This window comes from Streptomyces sp. NBC_00286, from assembly GCF_036173125.1.
Taxonomy (GTDB): Bacteria; Actinomycetota; Actinomycetes; order Streptomycetales; family Streptomycetaceae; genus Streptomyces.
This window is the reverse complement of sequence record NZ_CP108054.1, coordinates 4,216,615-4,231,075: the sequence shown is the minus strand read 5'-3', so window position 1 is coordinate 4,231,075 and position 14,461 is coordinate 4,216,615. Positions and strand designations below refer to the sequence as shown.

The following is a 14,461-nucleotide window of genomic DNA, read 5'->3' as shown; positions in this document are numbered from 1 at the left end:
CGAGACCGGGGGCGGACAGGCATGGGGTGGTGGCAGGTCAACGCCGACACCCTCGCCGGGAGCCGTTTCGTGCTGTCGCCGCTCGCCGAGACCTTCGCCGGTCTCAAGTTGCTGCACGCGGGGACGGCCGCGCACCCCGGCGAGCGGGCCTGGCTCGATGCCCATCTGGGCTGGTACAGAAGGCGGTTGGCGGCCGATCCTGTCACCGCCGCCCTCGTACGGGCCGGTCTCGGCAAGGCGTGGATCGCCGACTTCCTCACGCCGACCCCGACGGGAGAGCCGGAGGAGTTCGAGGCGGAAGTGGCGCGCGTACGGGAGGCGTCGCCCGAGGCCGCCCGCTCCCACCTCGCCGTCGCCCTGGGCGGCAGCCCGCACGCCCTGCGCGGCGACCCGCTGCCGCGCATCCTCCAGGACCGCGACGACCTTCCGGCCCGTGCCGCCGACCTGCTCCAGTACGTATGGGCCGAAGCCGTACGCCCCTACTGGGCCCGGCGGCGACGCGTACTCGAAGCCGATGTCGTCGCCCGTACCGCCCAGTTGAGCCAGGGCGGCTGGGCTGCCGCGCTCGACGCCATGCGGCCGGGCATGCGCTGGCTCGGCCAGAACCGGCTCCAGGTCAACCTGCACGAATACCCGCCCCGCGAGATCTCCGGCGCCGAACTCTTCTTCGTCCCGGTCACGCCCCAGCGGCACGGCTGGGTCTCCTGGAAGGAGCCGCACCGTTACGCGGTCGTGTACCCGTGCTCGGGCGCCCTGGCCGGAGCGGAGCCGTCCGCCGCACCCGAAAGCCTCAACAGGCTGCTCGGCCCCGCACGGGCCGGCGTACTCGCTCTCCTCAACTCCCCTTTGAGTACGAGCCAGTTGGTGGCCGTCACGGGCTACGGACTCGGCTCCGTCGGCCGCCACCTGAAGATCCTGCTCGACGCCGGGCTCGTCCAGCGGCGGCGGGCGGGACGGTCGGTGCTCTACTTTCGGACGCCGGCGGGCGAGGTTCTCGTCAGGGCAGGGGGAGGCTGTTGCGGGAAATTGTGACACTCGAGGGGCCAAGTGTCACAATTTCCCGCAACAGCCTCCCCACCCCCCCCGGGCCGCAGCCGTAGCCGCACTCTCTCGGTACGGTCATTCGTCTTCCGGAACGTCCATCTCCATGAGCCGTTCCGCGATGTCGTCCGCCCACTCCTGCGCCCAGCGGCGCAGGTTCGAGATCGCCTCGTCATCCACTCCGTAGGCGGCGAACTCCCTGTCGTCGATCCACTCCGTGCCGACCAGGCGGGCCTGGAGGTCGGAGAGGTCGAAGGTGTCCGGGGCGTGGCGGCGGCCCAGTTCTTCGAGTTCCGGGCGGCTCCAGCGGTCGGCGGCGGCTCGGACGTCGACGAGGTCACGGGCGAGGCCGCGGTCGGCCAGGGCTCGGACTTTGGTGCCGACGACATCTTCGAGGGCGAGGACCAGCCCGTACTCGGTCTGTACGGGCGGATGCCAGAGGGTTTCCTTGAGGACGTCGACCTCGCACTCCTCGCCGCTGTCCGGGTCGGCGACGATCAGGCGCGCGGAGAGCGGCTCGGCCTTCAACTCCCTGACCTGCCAGCCCCGTTCCTCCAACCCCGCGCGCACGGTCGCAGCGATCTCCGCCATGGGTTCAGGGTTCTCGGTAGCGACGTCGAGGTCCTGGCTCAGGCGGGCGACCAGGCCGTGGGCCTGCACGGCATAGCCGCCGGTGAGCGCGAGCGGATAGGGAGTGCCTACGGCGAGTACGTCGGCGAGCAGGCGGCGGTGCAGTTCGGTCAGATTCACGCAACAGCCTGGGTGCGTTGCGCCAGCTCGGTAAAGGCGGATTCCCAGACATCGCGGAGGTCGCGGCTGATCAGCGTGCGCAGGGTCGGCCACATGCTGATGAGGAGGTCCCGGTCGAGGTACTGGACCAGGTCGTCGTGGAGAGCCTCGGCCAGGACGATGCGGTAGTAACTCATGCGCAGGCGTGGCTCGTCCAGGTCGAACTCGGTAAGCCCGGACCAGGCCAGGTGCAGCGGCAGTTTCACGGTCCCGTGGGTAGGGCCGGCGAGTGCCGTGAGCTCCGTGGGCAGCCGTCGGGCGAACGTGGCTCGGCGGATCTCGGAAACGGAGGACGAGGAGGCCATGTCCCGATTATTGCGCAGGGCTCCGGCTGCGCTCTCCGTCACGGGCACGAGAGTGATCGGCCCGTCACCTTCCGTTCAGTTTTCTTCCGTGCGCTCGGGACCCCTCCCCAGTGACCTGCGGGAGCATAAGGAACCTGTAAATGGGGCAAGATGTCCTGTCCATACGGCAGTTGGGGGAGTGAGTCGGTATGAGTGGGTCCGAAGAGCCAACGGGGGCCGGTGGCACACAAGAGCCGTCGAGCGGCGGACCAGAGCCGGAAGACACGCCACCGCCTTCGCCGCCACCGCCGTCCGTAACTCCGGCACCGCCCGGGCCCCCGCCGGACGCACCTCCGCCAGGACCCGAGCCCATGTCGTCCGCGCCGCCTCCGCCGGGCTCCGTGCCTGCGTCGTCTGCGCCGCTTCCGTCGGACGTACCTCCGTCGTCGCGCGAGCCCGCATCGTCCGTGGCCGATGTGCCTCCGTCGGACGCGACTCCGCCGGGGTCCGAGCGCGCGCTGTCTGCGCCGCCTCCGTCGGACGTGCCTCCGGTGTCGCCCGAGCCCGCATCGTCCGTGGCCGACGCGCCGCCGTCGTCGCCCGAGCCGGCGTCCTCCGCGTCGGAAGTACCTCCGTCCGCGCCGCCTGCGTCGTCCGCGCCGCTTCCGTCGGACGTACCTCCGTCGTCGCGCGAGCCCGCATCGTCCGTGGCCGATGTGCCTCCGTCGGACGCGACTCCGCCGGGGTCCGAGCGCGCGCTGTCTGCGCTGCCTCCGTCGGACGTGCCTCCGGTGTCGCGCGAGCCCGCATCGTCCGTGGCCGACGCGCCGCCGTCGTCGCCCGAGCCGGCGTCCTCCGCGTCGGACGTACCTCCGTCCGCGCCGCCTGCGTCGTCCGCGCCGCTTCCGTCGGAAGTGCCTCCGTCGGGGTCCCAGCCTGCGTCGTCCGCGCCGCCTCCGCCGGACGTACCCCCGTCATCGCCCGGGCCTGCGTCCGCCGCGTCGGAAGCTCCGGTGCCGCCCGGGCCCGTGGCGTCCGCGCCGGACACACCTCCGTCCGCGCCCGACGTACCTCCGTCATCGCCCGAGCCCGCATCGACCGTGCCGGACGTACCTCCGTCATCGCCCGAGCCTGCGTCCGCCGCGTCGGAAGCTCCGGTGCCGCCCGGGCCCGTGGCGTCCGCGCCGGACACACCTCCGTCCGCGCCCGACGTACCCCCGTCATCGCCCGAGCCCGCATCGACCGTGCCGGACGTACCTCCGTCGTGGCCCGAGCCTGCGTCCGCCGCGTCGGAAGCTCCGGTGCCGCCCGGGCCCGTGGCGTCCGCGCCGGACACACCTCCGTCCGCGCCCGACGTACCCCCGTCATCGCCCGAGCCCGCGGCGCCCGCGCCCGACGTACCTCCGGCACCGCCCGGGCCCGCGGCGCCCGCGGCGCCCGCGCCGGCGGTGCCTCCGCTGCCGCCCGCGCCCCCGTCCTCACCCCCGCCCCCGCTCCCCCAAAGCCCGCCCTCCGTCCCGCCGGCCTCCGAGTGGTTGACCTACACGCTGCCGGAGGACGAGCCCGAGGATGCTGTGCCGCCGGACTCGTGGCGGGCTGCGGCGGCGGGGCTGTTCAACCTCAGCGGGCTCGGGCTGGGGTACGTATTCATGCGGCGCTGGCCGCAGGCCGCCCTGTGCTGGATCGCGACCGGCTGGCTGCTGGTGGCCGCGCTGCCCGCCGACCCGGACGGGGTTCCGGGCGGGGCGGTGTGGGCGTACGGCCTCGTACTGGTGCTGGCCGCGGCCCACGGGGCGTGGCTCGGACGCCGTACGCGGCTCACGTTGCCGGTGCGGCCGATGGTCGCCGCCGGGCTCGGGCTGGCGCTGCTCGTCGTGCCGGCCGGAGGAGCCGTGGGGTACGAGGCGGCGCGGGAAGAGGCGTATCAGCAGATGCTCCTCGACCGGCTCGACAAGACGGACCGGCTGGTCACCACCGCCTCGCAGCGCGACGGCGGCTTCGCCGAGGCGAAGGATGACTACGAGCGCGCGCTGAAGGCCTACCGTGCGCTCGGCGACGACCATCCCGGCAGCCGGGCGGCCAAGCGCGTCCCCGGCAGCCTCGACCGGTTCTACGACACAGTCGGCGCGCCGTACCGCGAGAAGGAGTACTGCGAGGCCCTGGAACCGCTGAAGTATCTGTGGAAGCTGCCCGACCGAATGAAGGGCATGCAGTTCGGCTCCCTCACTTCCTGGCCCGAGGAGCCCCTCGCCACCTCGCTCTACGAGTGCGGCATCACGGACCTCGGCTCCGACGCCGTGCCCACATCGACGGCGAACGGCGGGGAACTGGCCGAACTCCTGCGGGACTTCGCCGACTCGGAACCGGCCGCCAAGGTCGGACCGGCCGTCAGCGCGAAGATCGCCGACCAGTCCAAGGCGCTGAAGGGCAGCGACCCCTGCCCGGCCAACGAGAAGTTGCAGGCCATCAGCACGACCGTGGGCGGCCTGCCCGAGGGCAGCCCCGGCGACGGGCTGCGTACGGACGCCGAGAACGCGGTGGAGTCCGGCACGTACGCCTGCGGGGTCGACGAGTTCAAGGACGACAAGTTCGGCGCGGCGGCCGCCACGCTCAGCGACTTCGCCGACACGTACAAGGACAACAAGAACGCGAAGCGCGCCTGGCAGATCGCCATCGCCGCGGAGATCGCCGAGGAGCGGCCCGAGGCGGGCAAGAAGCTGCCGCCGTCCCGTAGCCCGGGCGGCGCCAAGATGCCCCTGGAGATCAGCAACGATTCCCCGACCCCGGTCGAGTTCCTCTACACCGGCCCGGTCACCGGCCGTATCACCCTCGCGGCCTGCGACGGCTGCACCAAGTACTCCAGCAGGGCGGCGGCCCAGGACGTCGCCTGCAAGAACAGTTCGACCTACTACCCGACCGACTTCCTCAACCTGCCCGCCGGCGACTACCACACCCTCATCAAGTACGCCGGCGATGATTCGGAGGACGTCACGAACGAGGCCGACGGCATGAGCATCGAACCCGGCTACGAGTACACCAACTGCGCGTACATGGTGAGCGGGAGCAGCTACCCGGGACTTCCCGATTTCCCGACCCTGCCGGACCTCACCGAGCCCCTCGAGCCGACGGTCTGACGTCCCCTTCAGAGCGGCTCACTCGAACCGCCGCAGCACCATCCTGACCGTCCCGTCCCGCTCCACCGTCTCCTCGGCCATGCTGAAGCCCTGGGCCTCCAGGGTGCTGGCCGTGAGGTGGTAGGCGTGGCGGGCGGTCACTTTTCCCAGCCAGGTCTCGTCGTGCTTGCCGCGGTCGGTTGCCGGGTTTGCCGCTGTGCGCCTCGAACCCGTCCGCCAAGTCCCAGGCGAGACCAGCTCGGCCGGGAGGGGTCCCGAAGGGAAGGGGGCCGAAGCGGCGGAATCCGCCCGCCCGGTCAGGACCGTTACTCGAGACGGGCCATACATCGGCTCATTCGTCACGTCACTTCACAGAATTCACACCAAACAAAACCGCAACTTTAAGTTTCAAGTCATACGCTCGCCAGCAGTCGGGTTGCCGAAACACGACGGCATGTGTCGCGGCCCCCGTTACCCCCACAAGGCACAGGAGAGTTGACGTGCGGGACCGCGACGTAGTGGTGATCGGCGGCGGTTATGCGGGCGTCCGTCTGGCGAAACGGTTGGACGGGCAGGCGCGCGTCACGCTCGTGGACCGCAAAGAGGTCTTCTTCCACCGCATCGCCTCACTGCGCGCGGGCGTGGACCCGGAGTGGACGGGGGCGCCCTTCATCCCGTACGACCGGCTGCTCACCAAGGGCCGGGTGGCCGTGGGCAAGGTGGTCCGCATCGACACCACGGAACGGCAGGTGGCGCTCGCCACGGGTGAACGGCTGCCGTACGACGTGGTGGTGATCGCCACCGGCGCCGACTACCCCGAACCGGCCCGCTTCACCGGTACGACGCCCGAAGAGGCGGCCAAGTCGTTCGCCGAGCACCAGCAGAACATCGCCCATGCCGAGCATGCCCTCGTCGTCGGCGGCGGTCCCTCCGGCGTCGAACTCGCCGCCGAGATACGGCTGGCCCGGCCGGACGCCCGCGTCACGCTCGCCCACTCCGGTGCCGCGCTGCTCGACTCCACGGGCAGCGCACGGGCCGGGCGCAAGGCCCGCTCCTGGCTGGAATCCCACAACGTGGAGGTACGGCTCGACTCCTTCATGTCCCCCGGCTACGACTTCGGCACCTACCGCGACGCCCGCGGCACCATCATCGAAGCCGACCTCTCCTTCTGGACCACGGGCACCACCCCCAACACGCTCTGGCTCCGCCTGGCCGGACACGGCGACTGGCTGAACCCGGCCGGCCAGGTCAAGGTCGACAAGTCACTCCGGGTAGAGGGCTGGAAAGACGTGTTCGCGGTAGGCGACGTGAACAACATCAGCGAACTCAAACTCACCCCCGCCGCACTCGCCCAAGCAGACCTGGCCGCCCACAACATCCGCATGTACCTCCAAAGCTCCGGCAAACACCGCAAGGAGCCCCGCTTCTACCGCCCGATCCACCGCACCCCCCTGATCGTCCCCTTCGGCCCGGCAGACGGCGTGACGATGCTCCCCGTACCGGGCGGCGAAACAGCGGTCCTGGGCGGCCGCACCAGCGCCCTGGCCAAGGCGAAGAACCTCATGACCCCGTACATGCGACGGCAGTTGGGGTACACGGCGGCCTGAGCCCCTGCGTCAGGGCGTACACGCCGCCGCGATCGACACACTGTTCTCGTACAGGTGGTGCCGGGTGATCCGCCCACCCTCGACGCTGAGCCGCAGCGCGAAGGGACCCGCGAAGGACTTGCCCGTCGCGCGGACGGTCCCCGAGAGGTGCCCCATCAGAACGGCGTCGGTGCCGTCGACGAGGATCGTGTCGACGGACGCGCGGGCGTCCTCGGCCACGGTGTGCTCGGCCAACTCCGCAGCCTGAGCGGCGCATTCGGCGGTGGTGGACCGGGGCCTGATCCACGGGACCACAGGATTCTCGGCGAGCATCCAGTCGACGTCGTCGGCGAAGAGCGCGGTGAGCCCCTCGGTGTCCCCGGCGAGGCGGAGGGCGAGGAACTTCTGGACGGTGGCGCGGGTGGCGTCAGCGGTGGCGGTGGCGGTATGCGTGGTGTCAGTCGTCATGGAGCCCAGCCTGCCGGGACACTGCCGGAGCGTCGATTACGTCAGAGGTAAGTGCGGAACGGGGCAGTGAGTTCGGCGAGTTGGGCCACGGGGATGGGCGTCATGAGCCAAGACGTACGCGGCCGACGATCGGCAAGTGGTCGCTTCCGGTCGAGTCCAGGGTCGACACCTCGGTCACCTCGACCTCCTTGCCGAGTACGTGGTCGATCCGCGCCACTGGCAGGGAGGCTGGCCAGCTGAACGCGAATCCCGCGTCGGGAGCGGACAGTTGGGAGGTGAGCGGATCCAGCCCTCGGTCCTGCACGGTGCCGTTGAGGTCGCCCACGACCAGGAGCCGTTCGGCCGGGTCGGACGCGATCTGCTCCCCGAGCAGTGCCGCGCTCTCGTCGCGGGCCGCCGATGCCAGGCCGGTCGCGCCGAGGCGGATCGACGGCAGGTGGGCCACGTACACCGCGACCTCGCCCTCGGGCGCGGCGACTGTGGCGCGCAGTCCGCGCTGCCAGCTGTCCGGGAAGCCGGCGGGCCGGATGTCCACGGGCCGCACGTCCGACAGGGGGTACGCGGACCAGAGCCCGACCGTGCCGCGTACCGCCCGGTGGGGGAGCGAGCCGCCCAGGACGTCCTCGTACGCGGCGCGCGCCGCGGGCGTCAGCTCCTGTACGGCCACGAGGTCGCCGCGCGCGCCGAGCAGTGCCCGTGCGGTGCCGGAGGGGTCGAACTTGTCGTCGGCCACGTTGTGCTGGACGACGGTCAGGTCGTACGAGCCCGGCGACGCCCCGAACCACAGCCCGCCGAACATCCAGAACCAGGCAAGCGCGGGCACCAGACAGGCAAGCAGCCCCACCACCGACCGCTTGAGCAGGGCGACCCCGCCCAGCAGCGGAACGGCCGCCCCCAGCCACGGAAGAAACGTCTCCAGGAAACTCCCAAGACGCCCAACCCAGTTGGGCACGGCGGAGTGCAAGACCAGCAGCCCGGCAACGCAGAGGGCACAGGCGACGAGCCCGTACTCCCACCGCCGCCCACTCCGCCGCTCTTGCGCGTCGCGCACCCCGCGTACGACCACATTGCCTCCTCGCTCGGACGGAGGACGCGCTTCGCCCGTCGGGCGGTTCACCGCGCCACGGTCGCGAGGACATCGTGGCCCAGTCGCTGGATGACATCCGTGGCGAGTCGGTGGCGTACCAGAGCACGATGCCGAGCGGGCCGAAGGTGACGAAGGGCTCCTCGGCGCCGGTGATCAGGTCCCGTACGGCGTCCGCCGACAGGGCGTTGCGTACGCCGACCTGATCACCCGAGGAGGGATCCTCGACCCGCAGCCCGGAGACGTGCAGCACCCAGCCGGCGAGGGCGACGACCCCGCACAGGATCGACTCACCGACGGCATCGCCCGCTGTCGTTCCACCGCTCCACCGAGAAGCCGGAGTTGCTCACTCCGGGCCAGGTGTACGAGATCGAGGTCACCGCCCCCGACACGGCGAACCGCTTCGCCGCCGGCCACCGCATCCGCCTCGACATCTCCTCCAGCAACTTCCCCCGCTTCGACGTCAACACCAACACCGGCACCCCGGAGGCAGCGGCCCGCCGCACCGCCGTAGCCACGAACAGCGTGCACATGGACGTGGGGCACCCGTCGTGTCTGCGGGTGTGGGTGGAGGGAGGGGTGGACGGGCTCGCGTAGCCGTACGCCCTGAAGACCTGCCTGCTCAAGGCCCGCCTCAAGCCGCTCTGATGGCCATCGGCCGTCAGGGGCAGGCCGCGCTTACGGCTTGGGCGCGGGTTGTTCTCCCGAGCCCCGGACGATCAGCCGGGTGGGGACGGTGATGGTGCGAGCCCGGGAGCGGTCGCCGTCGAGGCGGGACAGTGCGGTGGCCGCGGCGCTGCGGCCGAGTTCTTCGGGGTCCTGGGCGACGACGGTCAGGGCCGGTTCCAGTGCCTCGGCGAGGGAGACGTCGTCGAAGGCGACGACGGCTACGTCCTTGCGCTTGCTGCGGGCGAGTTCGGCGACGATGCCGAGCGCCATGATGTTGTTTCCGGCGAACAACGCCGTGGGGGGATCGGCCAGTTCGAGGAGCTGGGCGGTCGCGGCCTCGGCCCCCGGCTGATCGTGTGCGCTGGCGAGCAACGAGCGGTCGTAGGGGATGTCGGCTTCCTGCAGAGCCGCCCGGTAGCCGGTGAGGCGCTCGCGGCGGGTGTACAGCTTGACGGGCAGGTCGCCGACGAATCCGATGCGGCGGTGCCCGTGGGCGACGAGGTGGGCGACGCCCTCGTGGGAGCCGGCGCGGTTGGTGCTGACGACGCTGTCCGTGGACAGGCCGACTCCCGGGCGGTCGAGGAAGACGACGGGCAGCCCCGCCGTACGGTGCGACTTGAGGTGGGAGTGGTCGGCGCCCACGGACGGCACGACGATCAGGATGCTGACGCGCCGGGCTAGGAACTTGTCCGTCAGGGCGCGTTCGCGGTCGGGGTCGTCGGCGGAGGAGCCCATGAGCAGGGTCAGGCCCCGGTCCCGGACGGTGTCCTCGATGGCGCGGGCCACGGCTCCGAAGAAGGGGTTGGCGAGGTCGGGGATGACCAGTCCGATGGTGGTGTCCGGACCGCCGACGCGGATGTTGCGCGCCATGAGGTTCGGCTGGAAGCCCAGCCTGGCCATCGCGGCGAGTACCTGTTCCCGCGTCTGAGCCGAGACGGGTCCGTCCTCGTTGAGGACACGCGAGACGGTCTTGGCGCTGACGCCGACTTCTCGTGCGACATCGGCCAGGGTGGGGCGGCGGTTCGCTGCCATGGCGGAAACGGTCTCCTGCGCTCGTAACTCACGGGTTCCTGCCCGGGCCGGAACCCGTGAGTTGCTTCCGTCGGGTCGTCAGCTGGCCTGGACACCCGCGGCCTTGGCCGCCGCGGAATCCGCCACGACAGTATCTCCGGCCTCGTCGACGGTCAGCGCGCCGGTCATGATGGCGACGACCTCGGCCATGGAGTAGTCGGACGGCTTGATCACGGCCGCGCGCCGGCCCAGCCGGTGTACGTGGATCCGGTCGGCGATCTCGAAGACGTGCGGCATGTTGTGGCTGATCAGGACGACCGGCATGCCCTTGTCCCGGACCCGGCGGATGAGGTCGAGGACCTGGCCGGACTCCTTGACACCGAGGGCGGCGGTCGGTTCGTCCATGACGACGACGCTACGGGCCCATGCGACGGCACGTGCGACGGCGACGGCCTGCCGCTGTCCCCCGGAGAGCGTCTCGACCGACTGCGTCAGCGAGCGCAGACCGATCTTCAGGTCGGCCATGTGCTCGGCGGCCTCCTGGCGCATGCGCTTCTTGTCGAGCATGCGGAAGGCGTTGCCGAGGATCCCGGGGCGGCGCAGTTCGCGGCCGAGGAACATGTTGGAGGCGATGTCCATGGAGGCGGCCACCGCGAGGTCCTGATACACCGTCTCGATGCCGTGGGCCCGGGCGCTTTGCGGGCCGGAGAAGGCGATGGGCTTCCCGTTGAGGCGGATTTCGCCCTCGTCGGGGACCACCGCGCCGGTGAGCGCCTTGATGAGGCTCGTCTTGCCGGCTCCGTTGTCGCCGATGACCGCGAGGACCTCGCCGGGCAGCAAGTCGAAGTCGGCGCCGTCGATGGCGGTGACATGGCCGTAGCGCTTGACCAGACCGCGGGCCTGCAAGACAGGGGCCGGAGTTGAGGTGGTCATCGGGCCTTCTTCCGGGAGAGCTGGTCGACGGTCACCGCGAGGATCACCAGGACACCGGTGATCAGGGTCTGGTAGATGGAGGCGACACCCATCAGCTGCAGGCCGTTACGGAAGACGCCGACGATGAGAACGCCGATGAACGTGCCCAGAACCGATCCGCGTCCGCCGAACAGGCTCGTGCCGCCGAGCACCACCGCGGTGATGCTGTCGAGGTTGTCGGTCTGCCCGGCCTGCGGGTCGCCGACTCCGGTACGGGAGATGAGCAACAGGGCGGCGATGCCGTAGAGGACGCCGGCCGCGGTGTAGACGCCGATGGTCAGGCGGGAGGTGCGGATGCCGTTCAGCCGGGCTGCTTCCGGGCTGTTGCCCAACGCGTGGACATGCCGGCCCCAGCTGGTGCTGCTCAGCGCGTACGCGACGAGGAGGAACAGGGCGATGGTGACCAGCGACCCGTACGTGATGTCGGTCTTGCCGAGCGGGAAGGTCTGCCCGAGCGCCGTCAGCGGGCCGGGCAGATTGGTGACCGTCTGCTCCTCGGAGTAGATGTGGGTCAGCGCGAACGCCACGTTCAGCATGCCGAGGGTCACGATGAACGGCGGCAGCGGGATCTTCTGCACCAACGCCCCGTTGAGCAGACCGAAGCCGCCACAGACGACCAGGCCCAGCGCGATCGCGGCGAGCGGCGGCAGGGATCCCTCGGCCGCCATCTTGGCGATCACGATGCTGCCGAACGCCATCACGGCACCGCAGGAGAGATCGATGCCCGCGGTGAGGATGATCAGCGTCTGGCCGATGGCGAGGGTGCCGACGACCATGACCTGCTGCACGATCAGCGAGAAGTTCCCGCCCGTGAGGAACTGGTCGGTCGAGAAGGAGAAGAAGACACAGGCCAGGAGGAGGGCGACCAGGGGGCCGGTGGTCGGTTGCATGAGCAGTCGGCGGGCCGTGGTCGGTGCTTTGAGCTCCGCGTACGGCGAGGTTTTGCTCGGGGGCGTGGACGTGGCAGTCATGCGAGTCCTTGTCGGAAGACAGAAGTCTTTTGTCGGTCGGCAAGAGGACGAGGGGGCGGCCGCCCCGGCCGGGGAGGAGGGGGACGGCCGCCCCGCTGAGGGGTTTCGAACGGCGGCAACTACGGCAGCTACGGCGGCAACGGCGGGAGTCACGGCCGCAACGGCGGGCGTGCGGCGTCAACGGCCTTAGCTACGGCGGCAGTTGAGGGGCGCGGCGGCTCAGCCCCAGCAGTTCTCCAGCCCGTACGCGGTGTCCTTGGACGTGACCCCGTCCTGCACCTTGTCGGTGATGAGAGTGACACCGGTGTCGGTGTAACCCGACGCCTTCTTGCCGTCCTTGGCGAACGTCACGACGGCCTTGACGCCCTCGGCGGCCATCTTCAGCGGGTACTGCTGCGACGTCGCGGCGATCGTGCCGCCCTTGACGGCCTCGGTCCCGGTGCAGCCGCCGTCGACGGAGACGATCAGTACGTCCTTCTCCCGGCCCTTGGCCTTGAGCGCGGTGTACGCACCCAGCGCGGCGGGCTCGTTGATGGTGTAGACGACGTTGATGCCGGGTTCCTTCTGGAGGCAGTTCTCCATCGCGGTCTGGCCCTTGGCCTGGTCGCCTCCGGTGTCCTGGGAGCAGACGACGGAGGGGTCGCCCTCCTTGATGCCGAAGCCCTTCAGGAAGCCGTTGTGCCGCTGGACGCCGACGGAGACGCCCGGCGCCAGGTCGAGGGTGGCTATCTTCGCGTCCTTGCCCTTCATGGCCGCCTTGGCGTACTCGCCGATCAGCTCGCCGGCCTTGAGGTTGTCGGTGGCGAACAGGGCGTCGACCGCGCTCTCCGGCTCGGTCGGCGTGTCCAGGGCGATGACCAGCACACCCTGGGCCTTGGCCTTCTCGAGGGCCGGCACGATCGCCTTGGAGTCGCTCGGGGTGATCAGGATGCCCTTCACGCCGGCGGCGACCATGTTCTCGATGGCGGTGACCTGACCGGCGTTGTCGCCGTCGAACTTGCCGGCCGCGGTCATGAGCTCGACGCCTTCGGCCTTCGCGGACTTCTCCGCGCCCTCCTTCATCTTCACGAAGAACGGGTTGGTGTCGGTCTTGGTGATCAGACCGACCTTGACGTCGCCCGAACCGCTGCTCGCGGTGCCCGATTCCGATCCGGATCCACAGGCGGTCAGGGCGAGGGCCGCGACGCCCGTGCAAGCAGCGGCTCTGATCAAGGAGGACGGCAGACGAGAGATGCGTGACATGAACGACTCCTGCGGGATTGCGGGCGAGCGGCCGGCATCGGGGCATGCCGTCCCGAGGTGTCATCGTTGACTTATGTCATCGTTGACACTGCTTGGCCAGGATGATGGACTCCGTTTCCAGGCAACGTCAATGCCTAGTACCGGACACAAATCGGCAACGCCCGCGGCGGCCGCCCGCCCGAAAGCCGTTCGGCCACTGCCCGCAACGTGCCCGTTCCGCCACCGCATTCACGAGAAGAGCAGCGCCTCCACCCACTGACCTCCACTCACTGACCTACACTCACGGACCCCCACCCACGGACAAGGACCCGCAGCCATGACGAAAACCCTGCTCGCCGAGTTCACCGCCCGAGAGGGATCGGAGGCCGAAGTCGCCCGCCTGATCCGGGAGTACGCCCTGAAGGTGCGCGAAGAGAAAGGCAACCTGGCCTTCGACGTCTACACCAAGTCGGCCAACCCACGCGCCTACTGGATCTTCGAGGCCTACCGCGACGAGGCCGCCTTCAAGGCACACCTGAACGCCCCGTACGGCGCCCCGTTCAACGCCGCGCTCATCCCGCTGATCGAGGAGGACGGCTCCGTACTGACGTTCCTTGATCCGCTGGCAGCACGTCCGTAACGGCACTAATACCCGGCGGTACGTGTGGTGAGATCCTCGTCAGTGATGGCGCGGACCACCCGGCAAGGGGTTCCGACCGCGACGGTCATCGGGGGAATGCTGCGGCTGACGACGCTGCCGGCGCCGATGACCGACCCGTATCCGATGCGAACGCCGGGCAGGACCACCGCGTTGCTGCCGATCCACACCTTGTCCTCGATCACGATCGGTTCCGAGAACCGTCCGAAGTCGACGCGTCGTGAGGGATGTACCGGGTGTCCCGTCGTGGTCAGGGTGACGCTGGGCGCGATCATGACACCGTTGCCTATGCGGATGTCCACGTCGTCGACGAACGTGAGGTTCACGTTCCCGAAGAAGTCGTCGCCGATGTGGACGTTGCTGCCGAATCCGGCGTGGAACGGCGGCAGCAGCACCGTGCGTTCACCGACCGAGCCGAAGATCGCGACGAGTAACGATCGACGCTTCTCCGTTTCGCTCGGTGGCGTGTGGTTGTACTCGAAGATCTGCTCGGTGCGGCGCCGAGGGGCCTGGAAGGCCGCTTCGGACTCGGTGTAGACGAGCCCCTTGGCGATGCGGGCCAGGACTTCTTCCTCGTGAGCATGCGTCACAGCG

At 70.0% G+C, this 14,461-nt stretch carries 16 protein-coding genes; 6 read left to right on the top strand and 10 right to left on the bottom strand.

Annotated elements, in window-relative coordinates; translation table 11 throughout:
• The first annotated feature begins 21 nt into the window (after positions 1 to 21).
• Entirely contained in the window at positions 22 to 1,032 is a 1,011-nt protein-coding gene (locus tag OHT21_RS19080) for a winged helix-turn-helix domain-containing protein (RefSeq protein WP_328769545.1), read from the top strand.
• An 87-nt stretch (positions 1,033 to 1,119) separates the two neighbouring features.
• On the opposite strand, the gene OHT21_RS19075 is transcribed toward OHT21_RS19080, so the two are convergent.
• Positions 1,120 to 1,791: a nucleotidyl transferase AbiEii/AbiGii toxin family protein gene (locus tag OHT21_RS19075; RefSeq protein ID WP_328769544.1), complete on the bottom strand. Its 672-nt coding sequence runs from the start codon at positions 1,789 to 1,791 to the stop codon at positions 1,120 to 1,122.
• Positions 1,788 to 2,135, bottom strand: coding sequence for a transcriptional regulator (locus OHT21_RS19070; protein ID WP_328774145.1), 348 nt, complete (start codon positions 2,133 to 2,135; stop codon positions 1,788 to 1,790). Before OHT21_RS19070 ends, OHT21_RS19075 begins: the two co-directional genes overlap by 4 nt.
• 1,514 nt (positions 2,136 to 3,649) lie before the next feature.
• Here OHT21_RS19070 and OHT21_RS19065 point away from each other — a divergent pair.
• Entirely contained in the window at positions 3,650 to 5,248 is a 1,599-nt protein-coding gene (locus OHT21_RS19065; protein WP_328769543.1) for a hypothetical protein, read from the top strand.
• Between the two features lie 18 nt (positions 5,249 to 5,266).
• On the opposite strand, the gene OHT21_RS19060 is transcribed toward OHT21_RS19065, so the two are convergent.
• A complete protein-coding gene (locus tag OHT21_RS19060; protein ID WP_328769542.1) occupies positions 5,267 to 5,575 on the bottom strand; it encodes a DUF1257 domain-containing protein in 309 nt (102 codons plus the stop codon).
• Positions 5,576 to 5,727: 152 nt separating this feature from the next.
• Here OHT21_RS19060 and OHT21_RS19055 point away from each other — a divergent pair, with 152 nt between their 5' ends.
• A complete protein-coding gene (locus OHT21_RS19055; RefSeq protein ID WP_328769541.1) occupies positions 5,728 to 6,834 on the top strand; it encodes an NAD(P)/FAD-dependent oxidoreductase in 1,107 nt (368 codons plus the stop codon).
• Between the two features lie 9 nt (positions 6,835 to 6,843).
• On the opposite strand, the gene OHT21_RS19050 is transcribed toward OHT21_RS19055, so the two are convergent.
• Positions 6,844 to 7,281, bottom strand: a complete 438-nt coding sequence (locus OHT21_RS19050; RefSeq protein WP_328769540.1) for a nuclear transport factor 2 family protein — start codon at positions 7,279 to 7,281, stop codon at positions 6,844 to 6,846.
• 100 nt (positions 7,282 to 7,381) lie between these two features.
• Entirely contained in the window at positions 7,382 to 8,347 is a 966-nt protein-coding gene (locus tag OHT21_RS19045) for an endonuclease/exonuclease/phosphatase family protein (RefSeq protein WP_328769539.1), read from the bottom strand.
• A gap of 74 nt (positions 8,348 to 8,421) precedes the next feature.
• Here OHT21_RS19045 and OHT21_RS19040 point away from each other — a divergent pair, with 74 nt between their 5' ends.
• Both OHT21_RS19040 and OHT21_RS19035 read left to right on the top strand, forming a co-directional pair.
• Complete coding sequence (locus OHT21_RS19040; RefSeq protein WP_328769538.1) at positions 8,422 to 8,571, top strand: hypothetical protein; 150 nt, start codon at positions 8,422 to 8,424, stop codon at positions 8,569 to 8,571.
• Positions 8,572 to 8,707: 136 nt separating this feature from the next.
• Positions 8,708 to 8,962: a CocE/NonD family hydrolase C-terminal non-catalytic domain-containing protein gene (locus tag OHT21_RS19035; RefSeq protein ID WP_328769537.1), complete on the top strand. Its 255-nt coding sequence runs from the start codon at positions 8,708 to 8,710 to the stop codon at positions 8,960 to 8,962.
• An 81-nt stretch (positions 8,963 to 9,043) separates the two neighbouring features.
• Here the strand turns inward: OHT21_RS19035 and OHT21_RS19030 are convergent, their stop codons facing one another.
• The 4 genes from OHT21_RS19030 to OHT21_RS19015 form a co-directional block, all read right to left on the bottom strand.
• Entirely contained in the window at positions 9,044 to 10,066 is a 1,023-nt protein-coding gene (locus OHT21_RS19030; protein ID WP_328769536.1) for a LacI family DNA-binding transcriptional regulator, read from the bottom strand.
• A 78-nt stretch (positions 10,067 to 10,144) separates the two neighbouring features.
• Positions 10,145 to 10,978, bottom strand: a complete 834-nt coding sequence (locus OHT21_RS19025; protein ID WP_328769535.1) for an ATP-binding cassette domain-containing protein — start codon at positions 10,976 to 10,978, stop codon at positions 10,145 to 10,147.
• A complete protein-coding gene (locus tag OHT21_RS19020) occupies positions 10,975 to 11,988 on the bottom strand; it encodes an ABC transporter permease (protein ID WP_328769534.1) in 1,014 nt (337 codons plus the stop codon). The genes OHT21_RS19025 and OHT21_RS19020 overlap by 4 nt, the downstream gene beginning before the upstream one ends.
• A gap of 219 nt (positions 11,989 to 12,207) precedes the next feature.
• Entirely contained in the window at positions 12,208 to 13,230 is a 1,023-nt protein-coding gene (locus OHT21_RS19015) for a sugar ABC transporter substrate-binding protein (RefSeq protein ID WP_328769533.1), read from the bottom strand.
• A 316-nt stretch (positions 13,231 to 13,546) separates the two neighbouring features.
• Between OHT21_RS19015 and OHT21_RS19010 the strand changes: the two genes are divergently transcribed.
• Entirely contained in the window at positions 13,547 to 13,849 is a 303-nt protein-coding gene (locus OHT21_RS19010; RefSeq protein WP_328769532.1) for a putative quinol monooxygenase, read from the top strand.
• A gap of 5 nt (positions 13,850 to 13,854) precedes the next feature.
• On the opposite strand, the gene OHT21_RS19005 is transcribed toward OHT21_RS19010, so the two are convergent.
• The gene (locus OHT21_RS19005) at positions 13,855 to 14,457 is read right to left on the bottom strand and encodes a sugar O-acetyltransferase (RefSeq protein WP_328769531.1); all 603 of its coding nucleotides are present in this window, start codon (positions 14,455 to 14,457) and stop codon (positions 13,855 to 13,857) included.
• Between the last annotated feature and the right edge of the window lie 4 nt (positions 14,458 to 14,461).

Excerpts from the sequence above, each read along its gene's own strand:
- OHT21_RS19080 (WP_328769545.1), top strand. The coding sequence starts at position 22 with ATGGGGTGGTGGCAGGTCAACGCCGACACCCTCGCCGGGAGCCGTTTC.
- OHT21_RS19070 (WP_328774145.1), bottom strand. The coding sequence starts at position 2,135 with ATGGCCTCCTCGTCCTCCGTTTCCGAGATCCGCCGAGCCACGTTCGCC.
- OHT21_RS19060 (WP_328769542.1), bottom strand. The coding sequence starts at position 5,575 with ATGTATGGCCCGTCTCGAGTAACGGTCCTGACCGGGCGGGCGGATTCC.
- OHT21_RS19050 (WP_328769540.1), bottom strand. The coding sequence starts at position 7,281 with ATGACGACTGACACCACGCATACCGCCACCGCCACCGCTGACGCCACC.
- OHT21_RS19030 (WP_328769536.1), bottom strand. The coding sequence starts at position 10,066 with ATGGCAGCGAACCGCCGCCCCACCCTGGCCGATGTCGCACGAGAAGTC.
- OHT21_RS19025 (WP_328769535.1), bottom strand. The coding sequence starts at position 10,978 with ATGACCACCTCAACTCCGGCCCCTGTCTTGCAGGCCCGCGGTCTGGTC.
- OHT21_RS19020 (WP_328769534.1), bottom strand. The coding sequence starts at position 11,988 with ATGACTGCCACGTCCACGCCCCCGAGCAAAACCTCGCCGTACGCGGAG.
- OHT21_RS19015 (WP_328769533.1), bottom strand. The coding sequence starts at position 13,230 with ATGTCACGCATCTCTCGTCTGCCGTCCTCCTTGATCAGAGCCGCTGCT.
- OHT21_RS19010 (WP_328769532.1), top strand. The coding sequence starts at position 13,547 with ATGACGAAAACCCTGCTCGCCGAGTTCACCGCCCGAGAGGGATCGGAG.